The sequence below is a fragment of the Flavobacterium sp. genome (assembly GCF_031363805.1).
GTDB lineage: Bacteria > Bacteroidota > Bacteroidia > Flavobacteriales > Flavobacteriaceae > Flavobacterium.
On sequence record NZ_JANLVD010000049.1, the window covers coordinates 1 to 17,171 of the forward strand.

At 32.0% G+C, this 17,171-nt stretch carries 19 protein-coding genes; 17 read left to right on the top strand and 2 right to left on the bottom strand.

Translation table 11 applies throughout. From position 1 onward, the window contains the following. Positions 1–7: 7 nt before the first annotated feature. Both RMN92_RS02690 and RMN92_RS02695 read right to left on the bottom strand, forming a co-directional pair. Entirely contained in the window at positions 8–316 is a 309-nt protein-coding gene (locus RMN92_RS02690) for a hypothetical protein (RefSeq protein ID WP_309607918.1), read from the bottom strand. Positions 317–392: 76 nt separating this feature from the next. Further along, positions 393–1,445 (bottom strand): 2Fe-2S iron-sulfur cluster-binding protein, encoded by a 1,053-nt coding sequence (locus RMN92_RS02695; RefSeq protein WP_309607919.1) that lies wholly within the window; start codon positions 1,443–1,445, stop codon positions 393–395. A gap of 242 nt (positions 1,446–1,687) precedes the next feature. Here RMN92_RS02695 and RMN92_RS02700 point away from each other — a divergent pair, with 242 nt between their 5' ends. The 17 genes from RMN92_RS02700 (at position 1,688) to RMN92_RS02780 (ending at position 17,144) form a co-directional block, all read left to right on the top strand. After that, positions 1,688–4,231, top strand: coding sequence for a gliding motility protein (locus RMN92_RS02700; RefSeq protein WP_309607920.1), 2,544 nt, complete (start codon positions 1,688–1,690; stop codon positions 4,229–4,231). A gap of 3 nt (positions 4,232–4,234) precedes the next feature. Next, positions 4,235–4,621 (top strand): polymer-forming cytoskeletal protein, encoded by a 387-nt coding sequence (locus RMN92_RS02705; protein ID WP_309607921.1) that lies wholly within the window; start codon positions 4,235–4,237, stop codon positions 4,619–4,621. Beyond that, entirely contained in the window at positions 4,611–4,838 is a 228-nt protein-coding gene (locus tag RMN92_RS02710) for an AtpZ/AtpI family protein (RefSeq protein WP_309607922.1), read from the top strand. Before RMN92_RS02705 ends, RMN92_RS02710 begins: the two co-directional genes overlap by 11 nt. Further along, positions 4,839–5,252, top strand: a complete 414-nt coding sequence (locus RMN92_RS02715; RefSeq protein ID WP_309607923.1) for a hypothetical protein — start codon at positions 4,839–4,841, stop codon at positions 5,250–5,252. A gap of 96 nt (positions 5,253–5,348) precedes the next feature. Further along, positions 5,349–6,542 carry a F0F1 ATP synthase subunit A gene (gene atpB / locus RMN92_RS02720; protein WP_309607924.1) on the top strand — a complete coding sequence of 398 codons (1,194 nt, stop codon included), beginning with the start codon at positions 5,349–5,351 and terminating at the stop codon, positions 6,540–6,542. A gap of 63 nt (positions 6,543–6,605) precedes the next feature. Beyond that, complete coding sequence (atpE, locus tag RMN92_RS02725) at positions 6,606–6,800, top strand: ATP synthase F0 subunit C (RefSeq protein ID WP_309607949.1); 195 nt, start codon at positions 6,606–6,608, stop codon at positions 6,798–6,800. An 81-nt stretch (positions 6,801–6,881) separates the two neighbouring features. Further along, a complete protein-coding gene (locus tag RMN92_RS02730) occupies positions 6,882–7,382 on the top strand; it encodes a F0F1 ATP synthase subunit B (protein WP_309607925.1) in 501 nt (166 codons plus the stop codon). A gap of 1 nt (position 7,383) precedes the next feature. Continuing rightward, complete coding sequence (atpH, locus tag RMN92_RS02735; protein WP_309607926.1) at positions 7,384–7,917, top strand: ATP synthase F1 subunit delta; 534 nt, start codon at positions 7,384–7,386, stop codon at positions 7,915–7,917. A 16-nt stretch (positions 7,918–7,933) separates the two neighbouring features. Next, positions 7,934–9,511 carry a F0F1 ATP synthase subunit alpha gene (atpA, locus tag RMN92_RS02740; RefSeq protein ID WP_309607927.1) on the top strand — a complete coding sequence of 526 codons (1,578 nt, stop codon included), beginning with the start codon at positions 7,934–7,936 and terminating at the stop codon, positions 9,509–9,511. Between the two features lie 82 nt (positions 9,512–9,593). Continuing rightward, positions 9,594–10,454, top strand: coding sequence for an ATP synthase F1 subunit gamma (gene atpG / locus RMN92_RS02745; RefSeq protein WP_309607928.1), 861 nt, complete (start codon positions 9,594–9,596; stop codon positions 10,452–10,454). A gap of 84 nt (positions 10,455–10,538) precedes the next feature. Next, complete coding sequence (locus RMN92_RS02750) at positions 10,539–10,976, top strand: GNAT family N-acetyltransferase (protein ID WP_309607929.1); 438 nt, start codon at positions 10,539–10,541, stop codon at positions 10,974–10,976. Between the two features lie 108 nt (positions 10,977–11,084). Continuing rightward, on the top strand, positions 11,085–11,759 hold the full coding sequence (locus tag RMN92_RS02755) for a hypothetical protein (RefSeq protein WP_309607930.1): 675 nt from the start codon (positions 11,085–11,087) through the stop codon (positions 11,757–11,759). Between the two features lie 2 nt (positions 11,760–11,761). Beyond that, positions 11,762–12,886, top strand: a complete 1,125-nt coding sequence (locus tag RMN92_RS02760) for a hypothetical protein (protein ID WP_309607931.1) — start codon at positions 11,762–11,764, stop codon at positions 12,884–12,886. Positions 12,887–12,980: 94 nt separating this feature from the next. After that, entirely contained in the window at positions 12,981–13,583 is a 603-nt protein-coding gene (locus RMN92_RS02765; protein WP_309607932.1) for a CbrC family protein, read from the top strand. A 28-nt stretch (positions 13,584–13,611) separates the two neighbouring features. Next, positions 13,612–15,426, top strand: coding sequence for an OmpA family protein (locus RMN92_RS02770; protein ID WP_309607933.1), 1,815 nt, complete (start codon positions 13,612–13,614; stop codon positions 15,424–15,426). 114 nt (positions 15,427–15,540) lie between these two features. After that, entirely contained in the window at positions 15,541–16,311 is a 771-nt protein-coding gene (locus tag RMN92_RS02775; protein ID WP_309607934.1) for a hypothetical protein, read from the top strand. A gap of 2 nt (positions 16,312–16,313) precedes the next feature. Beyond that, positions 16,314–17,144, top strand: a complete 831-nt coding sequence (locus RMN92_RS02780; protein WP_309607935.1) for an ATP-binding cassette domain-containing protein — start codon at positions 16,314–16,316, stop codon at positions 17,142–17,144. The last annotated feature ends 27 nt before the right edge of the window (positions 17,145–17,171 follow it).

Consider the following 17,171-nt stretch of genomic DNA (forward strand, 5'->3'; position numbering starts at 1 on the left):
TAAAAAATTACAGCCAAATTCGTTCCTCTTTGCATCGAACCAAAATATATCTTTTTAGATTTGAAATGGTTTCTTGATAATTTGGCGGATCATAGCCAAAGCGTTCGTGCTCGTTTTGTTCTTTTTCGATGGCATTGCAACCTTTTATAACCTCTCGAATCATGTCCAGCATAGCCAATTCTTTGTTTTTATCTTTTTCAAATTTAAATTCTACAATTTCGTCTTGCAATTGCTCACAATAATCTAGCAATTGCTCCACCTCTGGCTCATCAAGTAAGTCATACTTGTTTTTGAATATTTCACGAAGGTTTTTCATAATTAATATCAATTTCAAAAATCAATTTCAATTTCAAAAATCTGAAATCGTTAATCAGCAATCCGAAATCTTAAAACTACACATCATCATAATCCACAAAAATCTGGCTCGATGTTGGATGTGCTTGACAAGTCAAAACCAATCCTTCTGCAATTTCACCATCGGTTAAAATAGAATTTTTTCTCATTTGAGCAGAACCTTTGGTTACCCGAGCTAAACAACTGCTACAAATGCCTCCTTGACAAGAATAAGGTGCGTCAATGCCTTGTTTTAAAGCTGCTTCCAAAATACTTTGCTTGGCAGACATTTCAAAAGTAACTTCATCTCCATCTACCAAAACGGTAATAGTAGTATGCTCATTTTTACTAGTATCAATAGCATTTTCTTTGGTAGAAGTCGAAAATAATTCAAATTTTATGGCAGATTCAGGGAAGTTTTTTTCCTTCAAAACATCGCTAACCAAATTTATCATTTCCTCAGGACCGCACAAATAGAATTTGTCAAATTCTTTTTCTGCATGTTTGTTATTCATCACAAAATTCACTGTCGACTTGTCAATTCGTCCAAAAAGATCACCATCCAATTTTTCTTGACTGTAAATGTTATGAACAAAAAAACGACCCACATATTTCATTTGTAACTCATTAAGTTGGTCATGAAATATAGTGTCTTTTAGAGATTTATTGCCATAAACCAAAACAATACTACTTTGTGGTTCCTGTCTTAAAATAGATTGAATAATAGACATAACTGGCGTAATTCCACTTCCAGCAGCAAAAGCCAAATAATTTTTTTGACGATCCGCTTTGGGCTCAAAAGTAAATTTACCTTCTGGAGTTCCTACTTCTATTGTATTTCCAACAGCCAATTTTTCGTTGGCAAACTTTGAAAAAAGTCCGTTTTTTACAGATTTTATTGCAATTCTTAGTTCGCCACTATCTGGTGAAGAGCAAATAGAATAGGCACGACGAATTTCTTGTCCGTCCAGCGTTAATTTCAAATTAACATATTGACCCGCAATAAATTTATAAAAATCTTGAAATTCTAACGGGACATTAAATAAAACTGAAATTGCATCACTCGTTTCACTTTTTATTTCTTTAATATTTAATTTATAAAATGTAGACATAGTTTTAATTTTATACAAAATTAACAAACGGTATTGATATATTTTTATAACACTTAAAAAATTAAAAAATAAATTCTATTTCAAATATCAAAAAGAAATGTATTTTTACCAGTCGTTATAATAATCAGGGCTTTATTAAGTTATAAATAAAAAGATTTACATTGAAAAAAAATAGTTTAAAATATATCTTTTGTATTATTTTCTCCATCATAATTCTTGCGTGTTCTACAAAGAAAAATTCGTTGGTTGGCAGAAATTGGCATGCATTAAATTCTCAATACAACACTTTGTACAATGGTGATGTAGCATTGCAATTAGGAATTAATGAGTTGAAAACTGGTTATAAAGATAATTTCTGGGAAATTTTGCCAGTAGAAAGAATGCAATTGCTGGAAGAAACCATGTTGCCAGGCGAAAAAACCAAAAATGCAAATTTTGACCGTGCAGAAACCAAAGCCACCAAAGCTATTCAAAAACATTCCATGAATATTGAAGGCAACGAGAAAAATATGCAAATGGATGAAGCGCATTTAATGCTAGGAAAATCAAGATATTATGACCAAAGATTTATTCCAGCGCTTGAAGCTTTCAATTATATTCTGTATAAATATTCAAATTCTGATAAAATATATGAAGCAAAAATTTGGCGTGAAAAAACCAATATTCGACTTGAAAATGATGCTTTAGCGGTAAAGAATTTAAAAAAATTAATTAAAAATTATAAATTAAAATCACAGGTTAAAGCCGATGCAAATGCAATTTTATCACAAGCTTACATCAATTTAGAACAAAAGGATAGCGCCATTGCGCCGCTAAAAAAGGCAATCTCTTCAACCAAATTGAATGAGGAAAAAGCACGGTATCACTTTATATTGGGTCAACTTTATGAATCGTTAAAATTTAATGATAGTGCACATGCAGAGTTTCAAAAGGTAATTGAAATGAAACGCAAATCGCCAAAATTATATGTCATTCAATCGCATGCACAACAGTCATTATTGATTGATCAAACGCAAGATACTATTGCTTTTTTAGAAAAATATGCCAAACTATTGAAAGATAGGGAAAACAGACCACATTTGGATGTTTTAAATTTTCAAATAGCTACTTTTTATGATAAATTGAATAAAAAAGAACAAGCTATCAATTTTTATAATAAATCACTAAAAGCAAGATCGGAAGATTTTTATTTGCAAGCAACAACATATAAAAATTTGGCAACGATATATTTCGACAGAGCAAAATATTTTAAAGCTGGTCAATATTACGATAGCACGCTGACCAAATTGATAAAAAAGAATAGAGAATATTTTAGTATTGTAAAAAAACGAGAAAACCTTGTTGATGTAATAAAATATGAAGGAATTGTTCAAAATAATGACAGTATTTTGAACTTAGTTTCATTGTCAGAATCCGATAAAAAAATCTTTTTTGAAAAACATATTGCCAAACTAAAAGCAAAAGAAGAAGCAAAAAAAGCACTTGAAGCAAAACAAAAAGAAATGGCTGAAAATGCCAATACATCTTTAGGAATTCAAGATATGCAAACATTTCCAAAAAAAGCTTTGTTGGATAATGATGAAACAGCAGCAAGACCTTCGCCTCCAACTTTACCAAAAAACAATGTTTCTGCCAACAGTAGTTCGTTTTATTTTTATGTTCCAACTTCGGTAGCTTATGGAAAACTAGAATTTAAAAAACGTTGGGGGAAACGAAGCTTGAAAGAAAAATGGCGTTGGTCGGGTGATACCAATGAAAATAAAAATACCGACAATTCAATTGTAGAAAATAAAACAGATGTTGTTTCAACTGCAGAGTTAGAAATTTACAATCCAGATTTTTACATCAAACAATTGCCTACTTCCCAAATAGTTATTGACAGTTTAGGCAAAGAAAGAAATTTTGCCAACTTTCAATTGGGTGTAATTTATAAAGAAAAGTTTCAGGAATTAAAATTATCTGCTTCAAAATTTGAATTGGTATTAAAAAGCAATCCCGAAGAAAGATTAATTTTGCCAAGCATGTACAATTTGTTCAAAATTTATGAAACTACCGATGTTGTAAAAGCTGAAAAAATCAAAAATGATATTATTTTAAATTATCCACAAACCAGATATGCACAAATTTTAAGCGGCAAAATTACTGAAGAAGTTGCTTCAACCGAATCTCCATCAGAAATATACAAAACATTGTATAAAAAATTTCAGAATCAAGAATATGTTTTAGTTTTAGAAACTATCGATAAAAGTTTAAGCCAATTTACTGGAGATGATTTAATTCCAAAATTTGAACTCTTAAAAGCAAGTACTCTTGGAAAAATTAAAGGTATCGAGGAATATAAAAAAGCCATTAATTATGTTGCCCTAACCTATCCGAATACGAAAGAAGGAAAGCAAGCGGAAGATATTCTTAAATTAAACGTGCCTACTTTAGAAAAAATGGCTTTAAAACAGCAAGATACTTTATCAAAAAATTGGAAAATTTTATATAAAGTCGGCAAACGTGATGCTATTGAAACCAAAACACTAACAGAAAAAATCAATAAATATATTTTAGAAAAAGGGTACGATAAATATTCTGTTTCTTATGATTTTTATACTGAAACAGAAAATTTTGTAGTGGTTCATGGCATAGCATCGAGAGAATATGCAAACTTTTTTATTGAATTGCTTCGCGACACCAAAGGCTACAAAATTGGGTTGCCTTCAGAAATAATTTCCAGCGATAACTATGCGGTTATTCAAGTTAAAAAAAATTATCCAGAATATCTAGGATTAAAAATGTAAACCATGTTTGAAAAAAGCACAAAATCGTATACAGATTTGTTGGGCAAAACCAATAGAATTGTAGAACACACCACCATAAAAGGCGATATAGATTCGATTGCCGATTTTAGGCTCGACGGACATTTGATAGGAAATTTTACTTCAAAAGGCAAATTGGTTATTGGTCCAGCTGGAAGTGTAACTGGCGATATAAATTGCCAAAATGTAGATGTTGAAGGTCGAGTTGATGGAAAAGTTTTCGTTGAAGAAATTTTAAGCGTTAAAGCCAAAGCTACTATTCACGGGGAAGTTTCCTGTGGAAAATTGGCAGTAGAACCTGGAGCAGAATTTAGCGCATCTTGTGTTATGAAAACGGCTGGCAAACAAGCTTTATTAGAAAATGGAAAATAACCAACCAAAAAAAAACTACAATAAATGGTTGGCGCTAATAAATATTCCAATCCAAATGGGTGTCATAATTTTTGTTTTTAATAAAATAGGCGTTTGGCTCGACTCGAATTATACAAATGAAAAAGTGTACTATTATAAAATATTTACGATTCTTGGCGTTTTCATTTCTTTATATAATGTATACAGGCAAGTAAATCAAATAAACAAAAACGCATAAATGTATAAGTTCTATAAGAAGCCATTTGGCATTTTATTGTTGATTTTATTGACCCTTTACACCATACATAAATCCATACTTACATTCACACTATTAAAGTTTGAAGCAGCAATATTTGAATTTTCATTAGAAAAACTGTATTTGTTATTTTCTATAATGACGATTATAATTATTTTAATACTTATTAAAGTAAAACAAAAGAGTTTAGACAATGTAGGAATGACATTTTTATTAATTACCTCTATAAAAATGATAATTTATTATGTAATTGGCAGATCAATAATAAATCAAGTCAATTCAGAAAATCAATTAGAAAAATGGAATTATTTTGCAATGTTTATAATTTTTTTATTGATTGAAACTGTATTCACCATTTATCTTTTAAATGCAGAAAACGATAAAAAAATGAAATAAAATTATCAATAAATTTTTTTTCGTAATCAACTTGAAATATTAATAAAAATTATACCTTTGCACCAAATTTACAAACAAGAAATATAGTTTATATATATGGTAATTTCAACTCGACCACATAGATTTATAATTGCAGCAATTTTTGCTTGTTTTCCATTATTTAGTTTTGCAAATCTAGTTTCAGATTCAACTCGTGTTCACACTGAAGCTACACATGAAGCAAAAGATTCTATAAAAAGATTGGCACACACCACTGAAACTACTAATGCAGAAGCTGGATATGAAGCTGAAAACTTGAATTTATCAGAAGAACAAAAAGGAGAATTTGAAAGAGCTGAATTTATTCAACATCACCTACAAGATTCACATGATTTTCATTTATTTTCTTATGGAAAAGAATCAGGTCACGAAAAACATATTGGTTTTTCATTGCCAGTAATTCTTTGGGATAATGGTATTCAAGTATTTTCTTCTTCAAAATTTCATCATGGTGAACGTATTGCGGAAAATAATGGAAACTATTACAAAATTAGTCACCATGATGGAATGATTTATAAAACAGATGCCAATGTATCTGAAATACACATTAAACCTATAGATTTTTCTATTACCAAAAATATCTTTATGATTTTATTGGCAGCCGTTTTAATGTTTTTATTATTTGTTGGCTTGGCAAAATCTTATAAAAAAGGCAATGGAGTTCCAACAGGAATAGGAAGATTTTTCGAACCTATTATTTTGTATATTAGAGATGATATCGCAATTCCTAATATTGGAGAAAAACATTATAAAAAATATATGAGTCATTTGTTAACTGTGTTTTTCTTTATATGGTTTTTAAATATATTTGGCTTAACTCCACTAGGTGTAAATGTTACAAACAATATAGCTATTACTGCAGCGTTAGCAGTTTTAACATTTTTAATTACAATTTTCACAGCAAAAAAAGATTACTGGAAACATATTTTTTGGATGCCAGGTGTTCCTCCTTTAATGAAATTGGTTTTAGCTCCTATTGAAGTATTAGGAGCATTAATTAAACCATTTTCATTAACAGTGCGTTTATATGCAAATATGTTAGCAGGCCACGTAGTATTGATGAGTATCATTGCAATGATGTATACTTTTAATAATATGATTGGAAGTGGTTTATCTTTTGTGTTGGCATTTGCTTTATCGATTTTAGAAATTCTGGTTGCTGCCTTGCAAGCATATATTTTCACAATGTTAACGGCTTTATATTTTGGTTCTGCTGTCGAAGAACATCATCATGAGGAAGCACATCATTAAAATACAGCTTTGGGTTTATGCCTATTGCCTTTAAAAGAATGTTCAATTTTTAAATATATTATTATGACTATTCCAAATTTAGTAGGAGCAGGTTTAATCGTTATCGGTGCTGGTTTAGGTATCGGTCGTATTGGTGGTTCAGCAATGGATGCTATTGCTCGTCAACCAGAAGCTTCTGGAAAAATTCAAACAGCTATGCTTATTGCTGCAGCGCTTATTGAAGGTATTGGTTTTGCTGCGTTCTTCGTAGGAAAATAATGATTTTACGATTGTTGCAACGGTTGGTTGCAACAATCGTTTAAAAAAATTCAAACATAAACGAATAAATTTAGATAAATAATGGAACAATTATTAGGACAATTTTCTTTAGGATTATTCATTTTACAAACTATTCTTTTCATAGGTTTAGTTTTGCTTTTGAAAAAATTTGCTTGGAAACCCATTCTTGATGCAGTAAATGATAGAGAAGAAGGAATTAAAAATGCTTTACTTTCTGCAGAAAATGCCAGAAAAGAAATGCAAAATCTCCAAGCAGACAACCAACGTATTTTGCAAGAAGCACGTTTGGAACGCGATACCATGTTAAAAGAAGCACGCGAAATCAAAGAAAAAATGATTGCTGATTCAAAAACTGAAGCGCAAGCACAGGGTTTAAAAATGATTGAGCAAGCAAAAGCAGCTATTGAAGGTGAAAAAAATGCAGCTATGGCCGAATTGAAAGCACAAGTTTCAAACTTGTCAATTTCTATTGCTGAAAAATTATTGAAAGATGAACTATCTAACAAAGAAACTCAAACCAAATTGGTAGAGAAAATGTTAGGTGATGTTAAACTAAATTAATATGTCAAGTACAAGAACAGCAATTCGTTATGCAAAAGCTATTCTGGATATCGCTTCATCTAAAAGTGTAGCTCCGATAGTAAGCAATGATATGTTTTTGGTGGCTTCCACAATTAAAAACAATTCGGAATTAAGTGTTTTTATTCAAAATCCTACCGTTAAAGTTGAAGTAAAAGAAAGCGCTTTATTGGAAGTTTTTGCCAATACAAATAGTGTAACAAAGAGTTTATTTCATTTGTTGTTTGAAAACAAAAGATTTGAAATTCTTTTAGAAATTGCAATAGAATACAATAAACTATTTGACGAAATGAATGGTGTAGAAATAGCAAAAGTAACCACAGCCATTCCAATGGATGCCGATTTGGAAGCCAAAGTAAAAGCTAAAATCGCAACTTTTTCAGATAAAAAAGTAACAATTGAAAACATAGTAGATGCTTCCATAATTGGAGGATTTATTTTAAGAATAGGCGACAAGCAATACAATGCTTCCGTTGCCAACAGATTACAAGTTTTAAAAAGAGAATTAAGTAACTAGTTATTTATAAATAATTATGGCGGAAATTAAACCTGCTGAAATTTCAGCGATATTAAAAAAGCAAGTAGAAGGTTTTGAATCTGGTGCTACTTTAGAAGAAGTTGGATCGGTTCTTCAAGTTGGAGATGGAATTGCTCGTGTTTACGGGCTTTCAAATGTTCAATACGGTGAACTTGTAGAGTTTGAAAATGGTTTGGAGGGAATTGTTTTGAATCTTGAAGAAGATAATGTTGGTGTGGTTCTTTTAGGGCCGTCAACAGGAATTAAGGAAGGTTCAACGGCAAAAAGAACACAACGTATTGCTTCGCTAAAAGCTGGTGAGCAAATGGTTGGTCGTGTAGTCAACACACTTGGTTTTCCTATTGATGGAAAAGGACCAATTGGAGGTGATTTATACGAAATGCCTTTGGAAAGAAAAGCGCCTGGCGTTATCTTCCGTCAACCAGTTACAGAACCATTGCAAACAGGAGTAAAAGCTATCGATGCTATGATTCCAGTAGGTCGTGGACAACGTGAACTAGTTATTGGTGACCGTCAAACAGGTAAATCATCTGTTTGTTTGGATACTATTTTAAATCAAAAAGAATTTTACGATGCTGGAAAACCAGTATTTTGTATATATGTTGCCATTGGTCAAAAAGCTTCAACCGTAGCAGGAATTGCAAAAATGTTGGAAGAAAAAGGTGCTATGGCTTATACTATTATAGTAGCAGCCAACGCTTCAGATCCAGCGCCAATGCAAGTTTACGCTCCTTTCGCAGGTGCTGCTATTGGAGAATATTTTAGAGATTCAGGTCGTCCAGCATTGATTGTTTATGATGATTTGTCTAAACAAGCTGTGGCTTACCGTGAAGTTTCGCTTTTATTAAGAAGGCCACCAGGACGAGAAGCTTATCCAGGAGACGTTTTTTACTTACACTCTCGTTTGTTAGAAAGAGCTTGTAAAGTAATTGCTGATGATGATATTGCTAAAAACATGAACGATTTGCCAGATACTTTAAAATCTATTGTAAAAGGTGGTGGTTCATTGACAGCTTTGCCAATTATTGAAACACAAGCTGGAGACGTTTCTGCTTATATTCCAACGAATGTAATTTCGATTACAGATGGTCAGATCTTCCTTGACGGAGATTTGTTTAACTCTGGTGTTCGTCCAGCTATTAACGTAGGTATTTCGGTATCTCGTGTTGGAGGAAATGCTCAGATTAAATCAATGAAAAAAGTAGCTGGAACATTAAAATTAGATCAAGCACAATACCGTGAATTGGAAGCGTTTGCAAAGTTTGGTTCAGATTTGGATGCCGTAACTTTAAATGTAATTGAAAAAGGAAAACGTAACGTTGAAATCTTGAAACAAGGTTTGAACGATCCTTATACCGTTGAAGATCAGGTAGCAATTATCTACGCCGGTTCAAAAAACTTATTGAGAAATGTTCCTGTAAATAAAGTGAAAGAATTCGAAAAAGATTTTATTGAATACTTAAACAACAAACACAGAGATACGCTAGATGCTTTGAAAGCTGGAAAGTTAGATGATAATATTACAGATATTATTGAAAAAACAGCAAAAGAATTATCAGCGAAATATAACTAAAATAGTTGTTGGTTGTTGGTTAATGGTTTTTGGAAATATCTAAAACCATCAACCAACAACTAACAACTAACAACTATAAAAAATGGCAAATTTAAAGGAAATCCGTAATAGAATTACTTCCGTTTCATCTACGATGCAAATCACGTCGGCAATGAAAATGGTTTCTGCTGCAAAGCTAAAAAAGGCACAAGATGCCATTACAGCCATGCGACCTTATGCCGAAAAATTAACGGAACTATTACAAAATCTTTCTTCAACATTAGAAGGAGAAATAGGTGGTGATTTCACTACACAACGTGAAATTAAAAAAGTATTACTAGTAGCAATTACCTCAAACAGAGGTTTGTGTGGCGCTTTTAATTCAAACATCATCAAAGAAATTAAAAACCGTTCTGATTTTTATGCAGGAAAGCAAGTAGATGTTTTTGCAATTGGTAAAAAAGGAAATGACGCACTAACAAAAACATTTCCAATAGTTGACAATCAAAGTTCTGTTTTTGAGAATTTGACATTTGATAATGTATCGCAAATTGCGCAAACTCTAACTGATAAATTTGTTTCTGGCGAGTATGATAAAATCGAATTGGTTTACAATCAATTTAAAAATGCAGCAACTCAAATTGTTCAAACTGAGCAATTCTTACCATTGGCACCCATTAAATCAGATTTACCAGTGGCAACTGGCGATTATATTTTTGAACCATCCAAAGAAGAAATTGTATTAACATTGATTCCAAAATCATTGAAAACACAGTTGTACAAAGGCATCAGAGATTCATTTGCATCGGAACATGGAGCGCGTATGACTGCTATGCACAAAGCAACAGACAACGCAACAGAATTGAGAAACCAACTGAAATTAACTTACAATAAAGCGCGTCAAGCAGCAATTACCAATGAAATTTTGGAAATTGTTGGTGGCGCAGAAGCTTTAAAAGGATAATTGTTTTTATTCAAAATAAATTTAAGAGCTGGCTTTCGCTGGCTCTTTTTTGTTATTTTTATAAAGGAATTTAATCATTAAAAAATGCAAACCAAAGAACTCACTACAATACACGAAATGCTTGCTCAATTTGATATAATTTTACATTTATATCCAAACTTTACGCAAGAAAAATACGAAAATTATCTCAAAGAAATGATTCCGCACAACTACAAACAAGTTGTTATTTTTGAAAACAATATTTGTGTAGCTTTAACTGGTTTTTGGACAGGAACAAAATTATGGTCAGGAAAATATATTGAAATTGATAATTTTATCGTGCATCCAGAACACCGTATGAAAGGTTTGGGCAAAATTATGACCGACTATATTGACGGCAAAGCCGAAGAATTAGGCTGTACAATGATAGTTCTAGACGCCTTCACAGGAAATTTCAAGGCACATCGATTTTATTATAATCAGGGTTATTCACCAAAAGGTTTTCATTTTATAAAAATGATCGATGAAAATGGTTTGTCTTAATCGTAAATTTATTCGGAAAATTAACTATTTTTAAGTTTTTTAAAATAAATCAGTAACTTTTTATACATTAGTACGTATAATTGAAGTAAACAAACTAAAAACAAACCAATGCCCAAAGAAATTTTTAATTGGAAAAGTATTTTTGTAAACGATGAAAATTCTAGCGTTCCTTCAGATGAAGCCAAAATACAGACTTCTTTTATTCCCAATGACAACAAATTTCCAGAAACAAATATTGTTACTAATTCTGTGTCAAATGGAAATAATAACAATCCATTTTTAAACGAAATTCTTGAAGTTTACAACAAAGGCTTCGAAGGATTAAATAGCGAAGGATTCGATTTTTTTGAAATGTATAAATCTGTAATGGCTGTAGGACCAACCAATCCGCAAAGTTACCAAATGGCTTTTACAATGGGTAAAACCATTAAAAGTGATTTGTCGAAAGAATTTTTATTAGAAAAATCAAAGTTTTACATTTCTGAAATAGAAAAAGTATACGCCAAATATGATGCTACTGGAAATTCTAAAAACAAAGATTTGAGTGATACGATTTCCACTCAAAAAAACAATCTTACCAAAAATATTGCCGATTTAGAAGCACAAATTGCTAAATTACAATCAGAATTAGAAGCTAAAAAGGCTGAATTGGCAAGAATTGATTTTGACAATAAAGAAATGTTTACTCAAATCCAACTTAAAATCGAAGCCAATAATATTGCCAAACATAAAATTTTAGAATCAATCAATACTGTAGTCACAGGAATCAATCAATATTTATAATTATGAGTACAAAATACGAACAAGAAAAAACTGCTTTATCTGAACTTCCAATACTAAAACATTTCGACGAATCGAAAGGTGAAATAGCAATCAATAAAGACACACTCAAAAAAGGCGAGAAAACTTTATTTTATGCCTTACTTGCTTCTATTTTGGGCGTTGGTGGCTATTTAACCTGGACCTATATTATTCCGCCATTGATGACAATGCTAGGCGCAGCCATTGCCATATCAGCAACAGGTGTTTTTCTGGTTTTTCTTGTTATGATGTATCCAGTAATTATGAAAGGATTGCGTTTTATGACCAAAAACATTCATAAAGCTTTGATAAACAGCAATCCATTCAACGAATTGGAAGAACAAAAACAAAAAATGATTAAAAACCGTGAAGTTTTTAAAGCTACTAAAGCAAAACTGAAAGGTCTGAAAACTGAAATGGAAATAGAAGGCAATAAATCTGAAAAAGAAGCCAAAACTTTTCAAGATGATATTCTTAGTTTGCAACGCCAATCTGAGAAATTAAAATCAGCAATGGATGAAATGGTCAAACAACAAGGCATAGCTGCAAAAGATACTGATGAGTATGTAACCTTGCAAAGCGAACTAGCTAGAAAATTGAGTGATTCGCAACGTGTTTCAAACCAATACGAGCAAAGTAAAAATTTCACTCAAAAGTATGGCGTTCGTGCCAATGTTTTAGGGAAAATGGATAGAAAACTGACGTTAGCAGGAACAGCAATCGACATTAAAATTGCCGATTTTGACACCACAATTGTAATGTTAAGAAAGGAATACGAATTTGCTAAAAATGCCAAACAAGCAACCGAATCTGCAAAAAGCGCAATGATGTTTACACAATCTTGGGAATTGGATTATGCGTTGGAAGTGGTAACTTCAACCATAGCACAAGATATTGCCAGAACTTCAGAAAATTTATTAGACATTGATACTTTGACTTCTAAATATTCTGTAGATAATGATGAATTGTATTCAAGACTAGATTCTTTGGCCGACAAAATAAAAACAGGAGATAGCACTATTCCAGATTCCACAAAATATTCAAGTCCAAATTATAAAATGACCAAAGACGATAAATTGAATGCTGGTGGTTTTGGAGATATTTTTTAATAATAAAATGAAAAAGACAAGAATCTCGATTATAGTAGTATTATTGCTTTTAATAAAAACAACTTTTATTTTTAGTCAAAATAAAAACATACCAATGGATTTTAAATATTTCGAAAATTATAATAATCTATCATCTTTTACGAAAGATAAGGTAGAGTGTCAAATTTGTAAATCATTAATAGTTTGTTTTAATTCAACTTTTTATGGTTTAGAAAAAATAAATCATATTTGTCCAAATTGTATTTTTAACAAGAAAATCTACGATAGAGATATATCATTAAATGAGGCTGATATTTCAAGTCTTATTCTTCAGTTAAGAGATATTAATAAAGGTTTAGATGAAAAAGAAATAATTGAAATTGCTAATAAAAAAACAAAAGAATTAGAGAAAGCTACTCCACAATTAATTGCTTGGCAAGGTTTTGAATGGCCTTGTTTGGATGGAGATTATGCAAAGTTCATTGGTTTCGGATCAAAACCATTTTTTAATTCTTTAGCACCTGATGGTAAGGGGAAAAAACTATTCAAAAAATCAATTACCCCTGAATTAATGAACAATTTAGAAGATGATTTTTGGGATAATATTCCTGATAAATTAATAACTACTTTAAACAAAAGTAATGATTATTCTGCTCTTACATATGTTTTTAAGAGCTTATTGTCTGAAAAAATAGTCATTCTAATGGATCAAGATTAACAATAATAAAAACAAAACTAAATATAAAATGGGAAAAATTTTAAGAACAACAAAACTGACTACGTTTTCAGAATTATTAATTGTTGTAGGTGGAATAGGTGCTATACTAGGTGCAATATATTTTATTTCTCCAGGAATTAAAACTGCAGTTTCAAAGCAATTAACTGGAATAGAATTAAATTCTGCCGATGTAAATAATGTGACCAATGCAGAAAAAATTGCACTTCCAACCAAAGATGTTTCCTCTGAAGTAAGCAGCAAACCAAAAGTTAGAATCGCGGGATATGCTTGGAATGCCACTTCAGGAATGATTGTAGCAAACGGAGGTCCAAAAACGACCAAAGGTTCTTTAATGGAGAAAAATGGTGTCAATCTTGAAATCATTCGCCAGGACTGGTTGAAAGAATTGACCGTAATGCAAATGAAATTTATTGAAGAATTTGATAAAGGCGAAGCATTTCCAACATCCGACAAAAGTGCTTTTGGAATCATGATTATGGGCGACGGCGCACCATTTTACATCAGTTCAACGCAAAAATCATTAGACGAAAAATATGGTAAAGACAAATACCATGTACAAGTAATGGGCGTTATCGGAATGAGTTATGGCGAAGACAAATTAATCGGGCCACCAAGCTGGAAATCTGATCCAAAATCGATGAAAGGCGCATTAATTTCTGCGGTTTTAGGCGATGGCGACTGGGTTACTACCGTAAATTATTGCTTCGCAAATGGACTAAAAGTAAATCCAGATCCAGCAACTTATGATAAAGATGCGGTAAATATTTATCCTTCAGAAAATGACGATTATATAAAATCGGCAGAAGAATTAATCAAATCTCAAACCACAGGTTGGACAGTTTCTTTAAAAGAAGTAAGCAATGGAAAACTAACTGGAAAATCAGTAAACAGAAAAATCGACGGTTGTGCGACTTGGACTCCTGGCGACAAAACAGTTTTCGACAAATTATCCGGTTTCGTAGATATTGTTTCTACCAGAGAGTTCAACAATCAAATGCCAGCAGTTTTAATTGGAGTAAAAGAATGGGCTACAAAAAACCCAGAAATTGTATCCAATATTTTAAAATCAGCATTAACGGCTTCGAACCAAATGAAAAACTATGACGATTGGATGGTTCGTGCTTCAGAAGCTGTAGCAACAACATACCAAATTGAAAATGCTGACTATTGGTACAAAATGTTCAAAGGACAACAAGGCACAAAAGCAGGTTTGACGTACAATATGGGCGGATCAAAAGTATTTAATTATGCTGATGGTATGCAATATTTTGGAATGTCTGATGGTGTGAATCGTTATAAATCGGTTTACAATCAAGTATCTGGTTATTTGACAGAATTGAATCCATTCGGATTTAATGAAAATGTAGGCAAAGTGGTAGCTTATGAAGATGCCGTAAATCTATATTTCCTAAAAAACATCAATGATATTGAATCAACTACTGCAGACAAAGCAGATTATTCAAAACAATCTACCGAAGTTATGGCTTCGGGCGAATGGAAAATTAATTTCGGTTCAGGAAGCTCAGCCATTCAAAATAATTCGAATAAAGATTTAGAGAAAATATATAATTTACTAATTCAGGCCGAAAATTCTAAACTAACTATTGTAGGACATACTGATAATGTTGGAAAAGCCGATTCAAATGTAGCTTTATCAAAAGGACGCGCACAAGCCGTTGTTGATTATTTAAAAAACAAAGGAATCCCTGAAAATCGTTTCCAAATGATTGATGGAAAAGGTGCCAATGAGCCTGTTGCAGACAACAGTTCTGAATCTGGAAAAGCACAAAACAGACGCGTTGTGGTAACGTTCTTGAAATAATTAAAGCGCAAAAGTTGCAAAGGTTCAAAGTTACAAAGTCAAAAGCTTATGTTTTGAACTCTTCGTGTAAGGCTTTGTAACTTTGTGGCTTTGCAACTTTAAACCCTTTTTTAAATGAAAAAACTTTTCACTCCTTTCGAAAGTATTTCAAAATCCAAAAAAACCATCATTTTGGTGGTATGGATTGTGTTACTAATTGCACTTTGGTTTATTACAACCTCTGGTCAAAAGCACCTTTTTCCTTCACCATCTCAAGTTTTTCAGAGTTTTTCTGAACTATTTCAAGAAGGATTGGTGGTGCATGTGTTTAGTTCGCTGGCGCTGTGCTTCATTTCAATTTCAATTGCGGTGGTAGCTTCTATGCTTTTTGCTTATTCTTGGCCAATTCCTGTTTTCAAACCGATAGCAGAGTTTATTACAAAATTTAGATTTTTACCTTTGGCGGGATTAACATTGTACATCACCTACGTGGTTCACGATGCAAGAAATATGCAAATTTGGATTTTGGTGATTTTCTTAACCACATTTTTAACCACATCGTTAATTTCTGTAATTGCATCGATTCCACAAGAAGAATTTGACCACGCCAAAACCTTAAAATGCTCCCGTTTTGAAGTGCTTTGGCAAGTTATTATTTTAGGAAGAATAGATTACGTTATAGATGTAATTCGTCAGAATCTTGCCATCACTTGGATGATGTTGGTTACGGTAGAATCTACACTTGCCGCGGCTGGAGGATTGGGGTTTTTGATAAAAAACTCCGAAAAGTTTTCTAACCATTCTAGAATAATTGCTTTACAGATTATTATTTTATTAATAGGTTTGGCATTAGATTTTAGCATCAATTTCTTGAGAAAAGCAATTTTTAGATATTCAAAAATATAATTATGGAACACAGTTATAAAGAAGCACTTTTGTATGTCGAAAATTTAAGCGTAGCTTATGATGACAAAATAATTATAAAAGATATTACTCTTATTGAAAAAGACGTGGTTAGAGCTGGAGTTGAAAATACTGGGCAAACCATAGCCATAGTAGGAAGATCGGGTCGCGGAAAATCTACGTTTTTCAAGGCTTTAACAGGATTGGTTGAGCCGCATACTGGCAAAATTTTAATCAAAGATTTTTTAAGTCAAGAAGCCAATGCAGCCAAACCCGTTAAGGAAGGTGATATTGGTTTTGTCGATCAGAAATACACGCTTTTCAGGCACAAAACTGTGACACAATCTTTGCAATTTGCTTTGAGAAAAACAGATTTGTCACAAACCGAAAAAGACAAAAAAATAAAAGATTACGTTCATAAATGGGGACTTGAAACTTGTGTGGATAAATATCCAAATGAACTTTCTGGCGGTCAAAGACAACGAACAGCCATTATAGAACAGTTGTTTTCATCTGATCAATTCATTATTATGGATGAACCATTCTCTGGTCTGGATGTTGGGAATATTGAAGAAGTTAAAAAAGCATTCGATTTGCTTAACGAAACATCCGAATACAACACGCTTTTGTTTTCTACTCATGATATTAAATTAGCTATAGAATTATCCCAATCTATTTATGTAATAGGTTTTCCAACCTTAAATGGAGACAAAAAAGACTATGGAACCGTGGTTGCCAAGTATGATTTGCGCGATATGGGATTGGCTTGGAAGGAATATGGTGAAGACCATAGAAAATTATATAAAGAGATTGTGCATCAAATGATGATATCGTAATTTATTCCTAACAGGTTTTCAGAACCT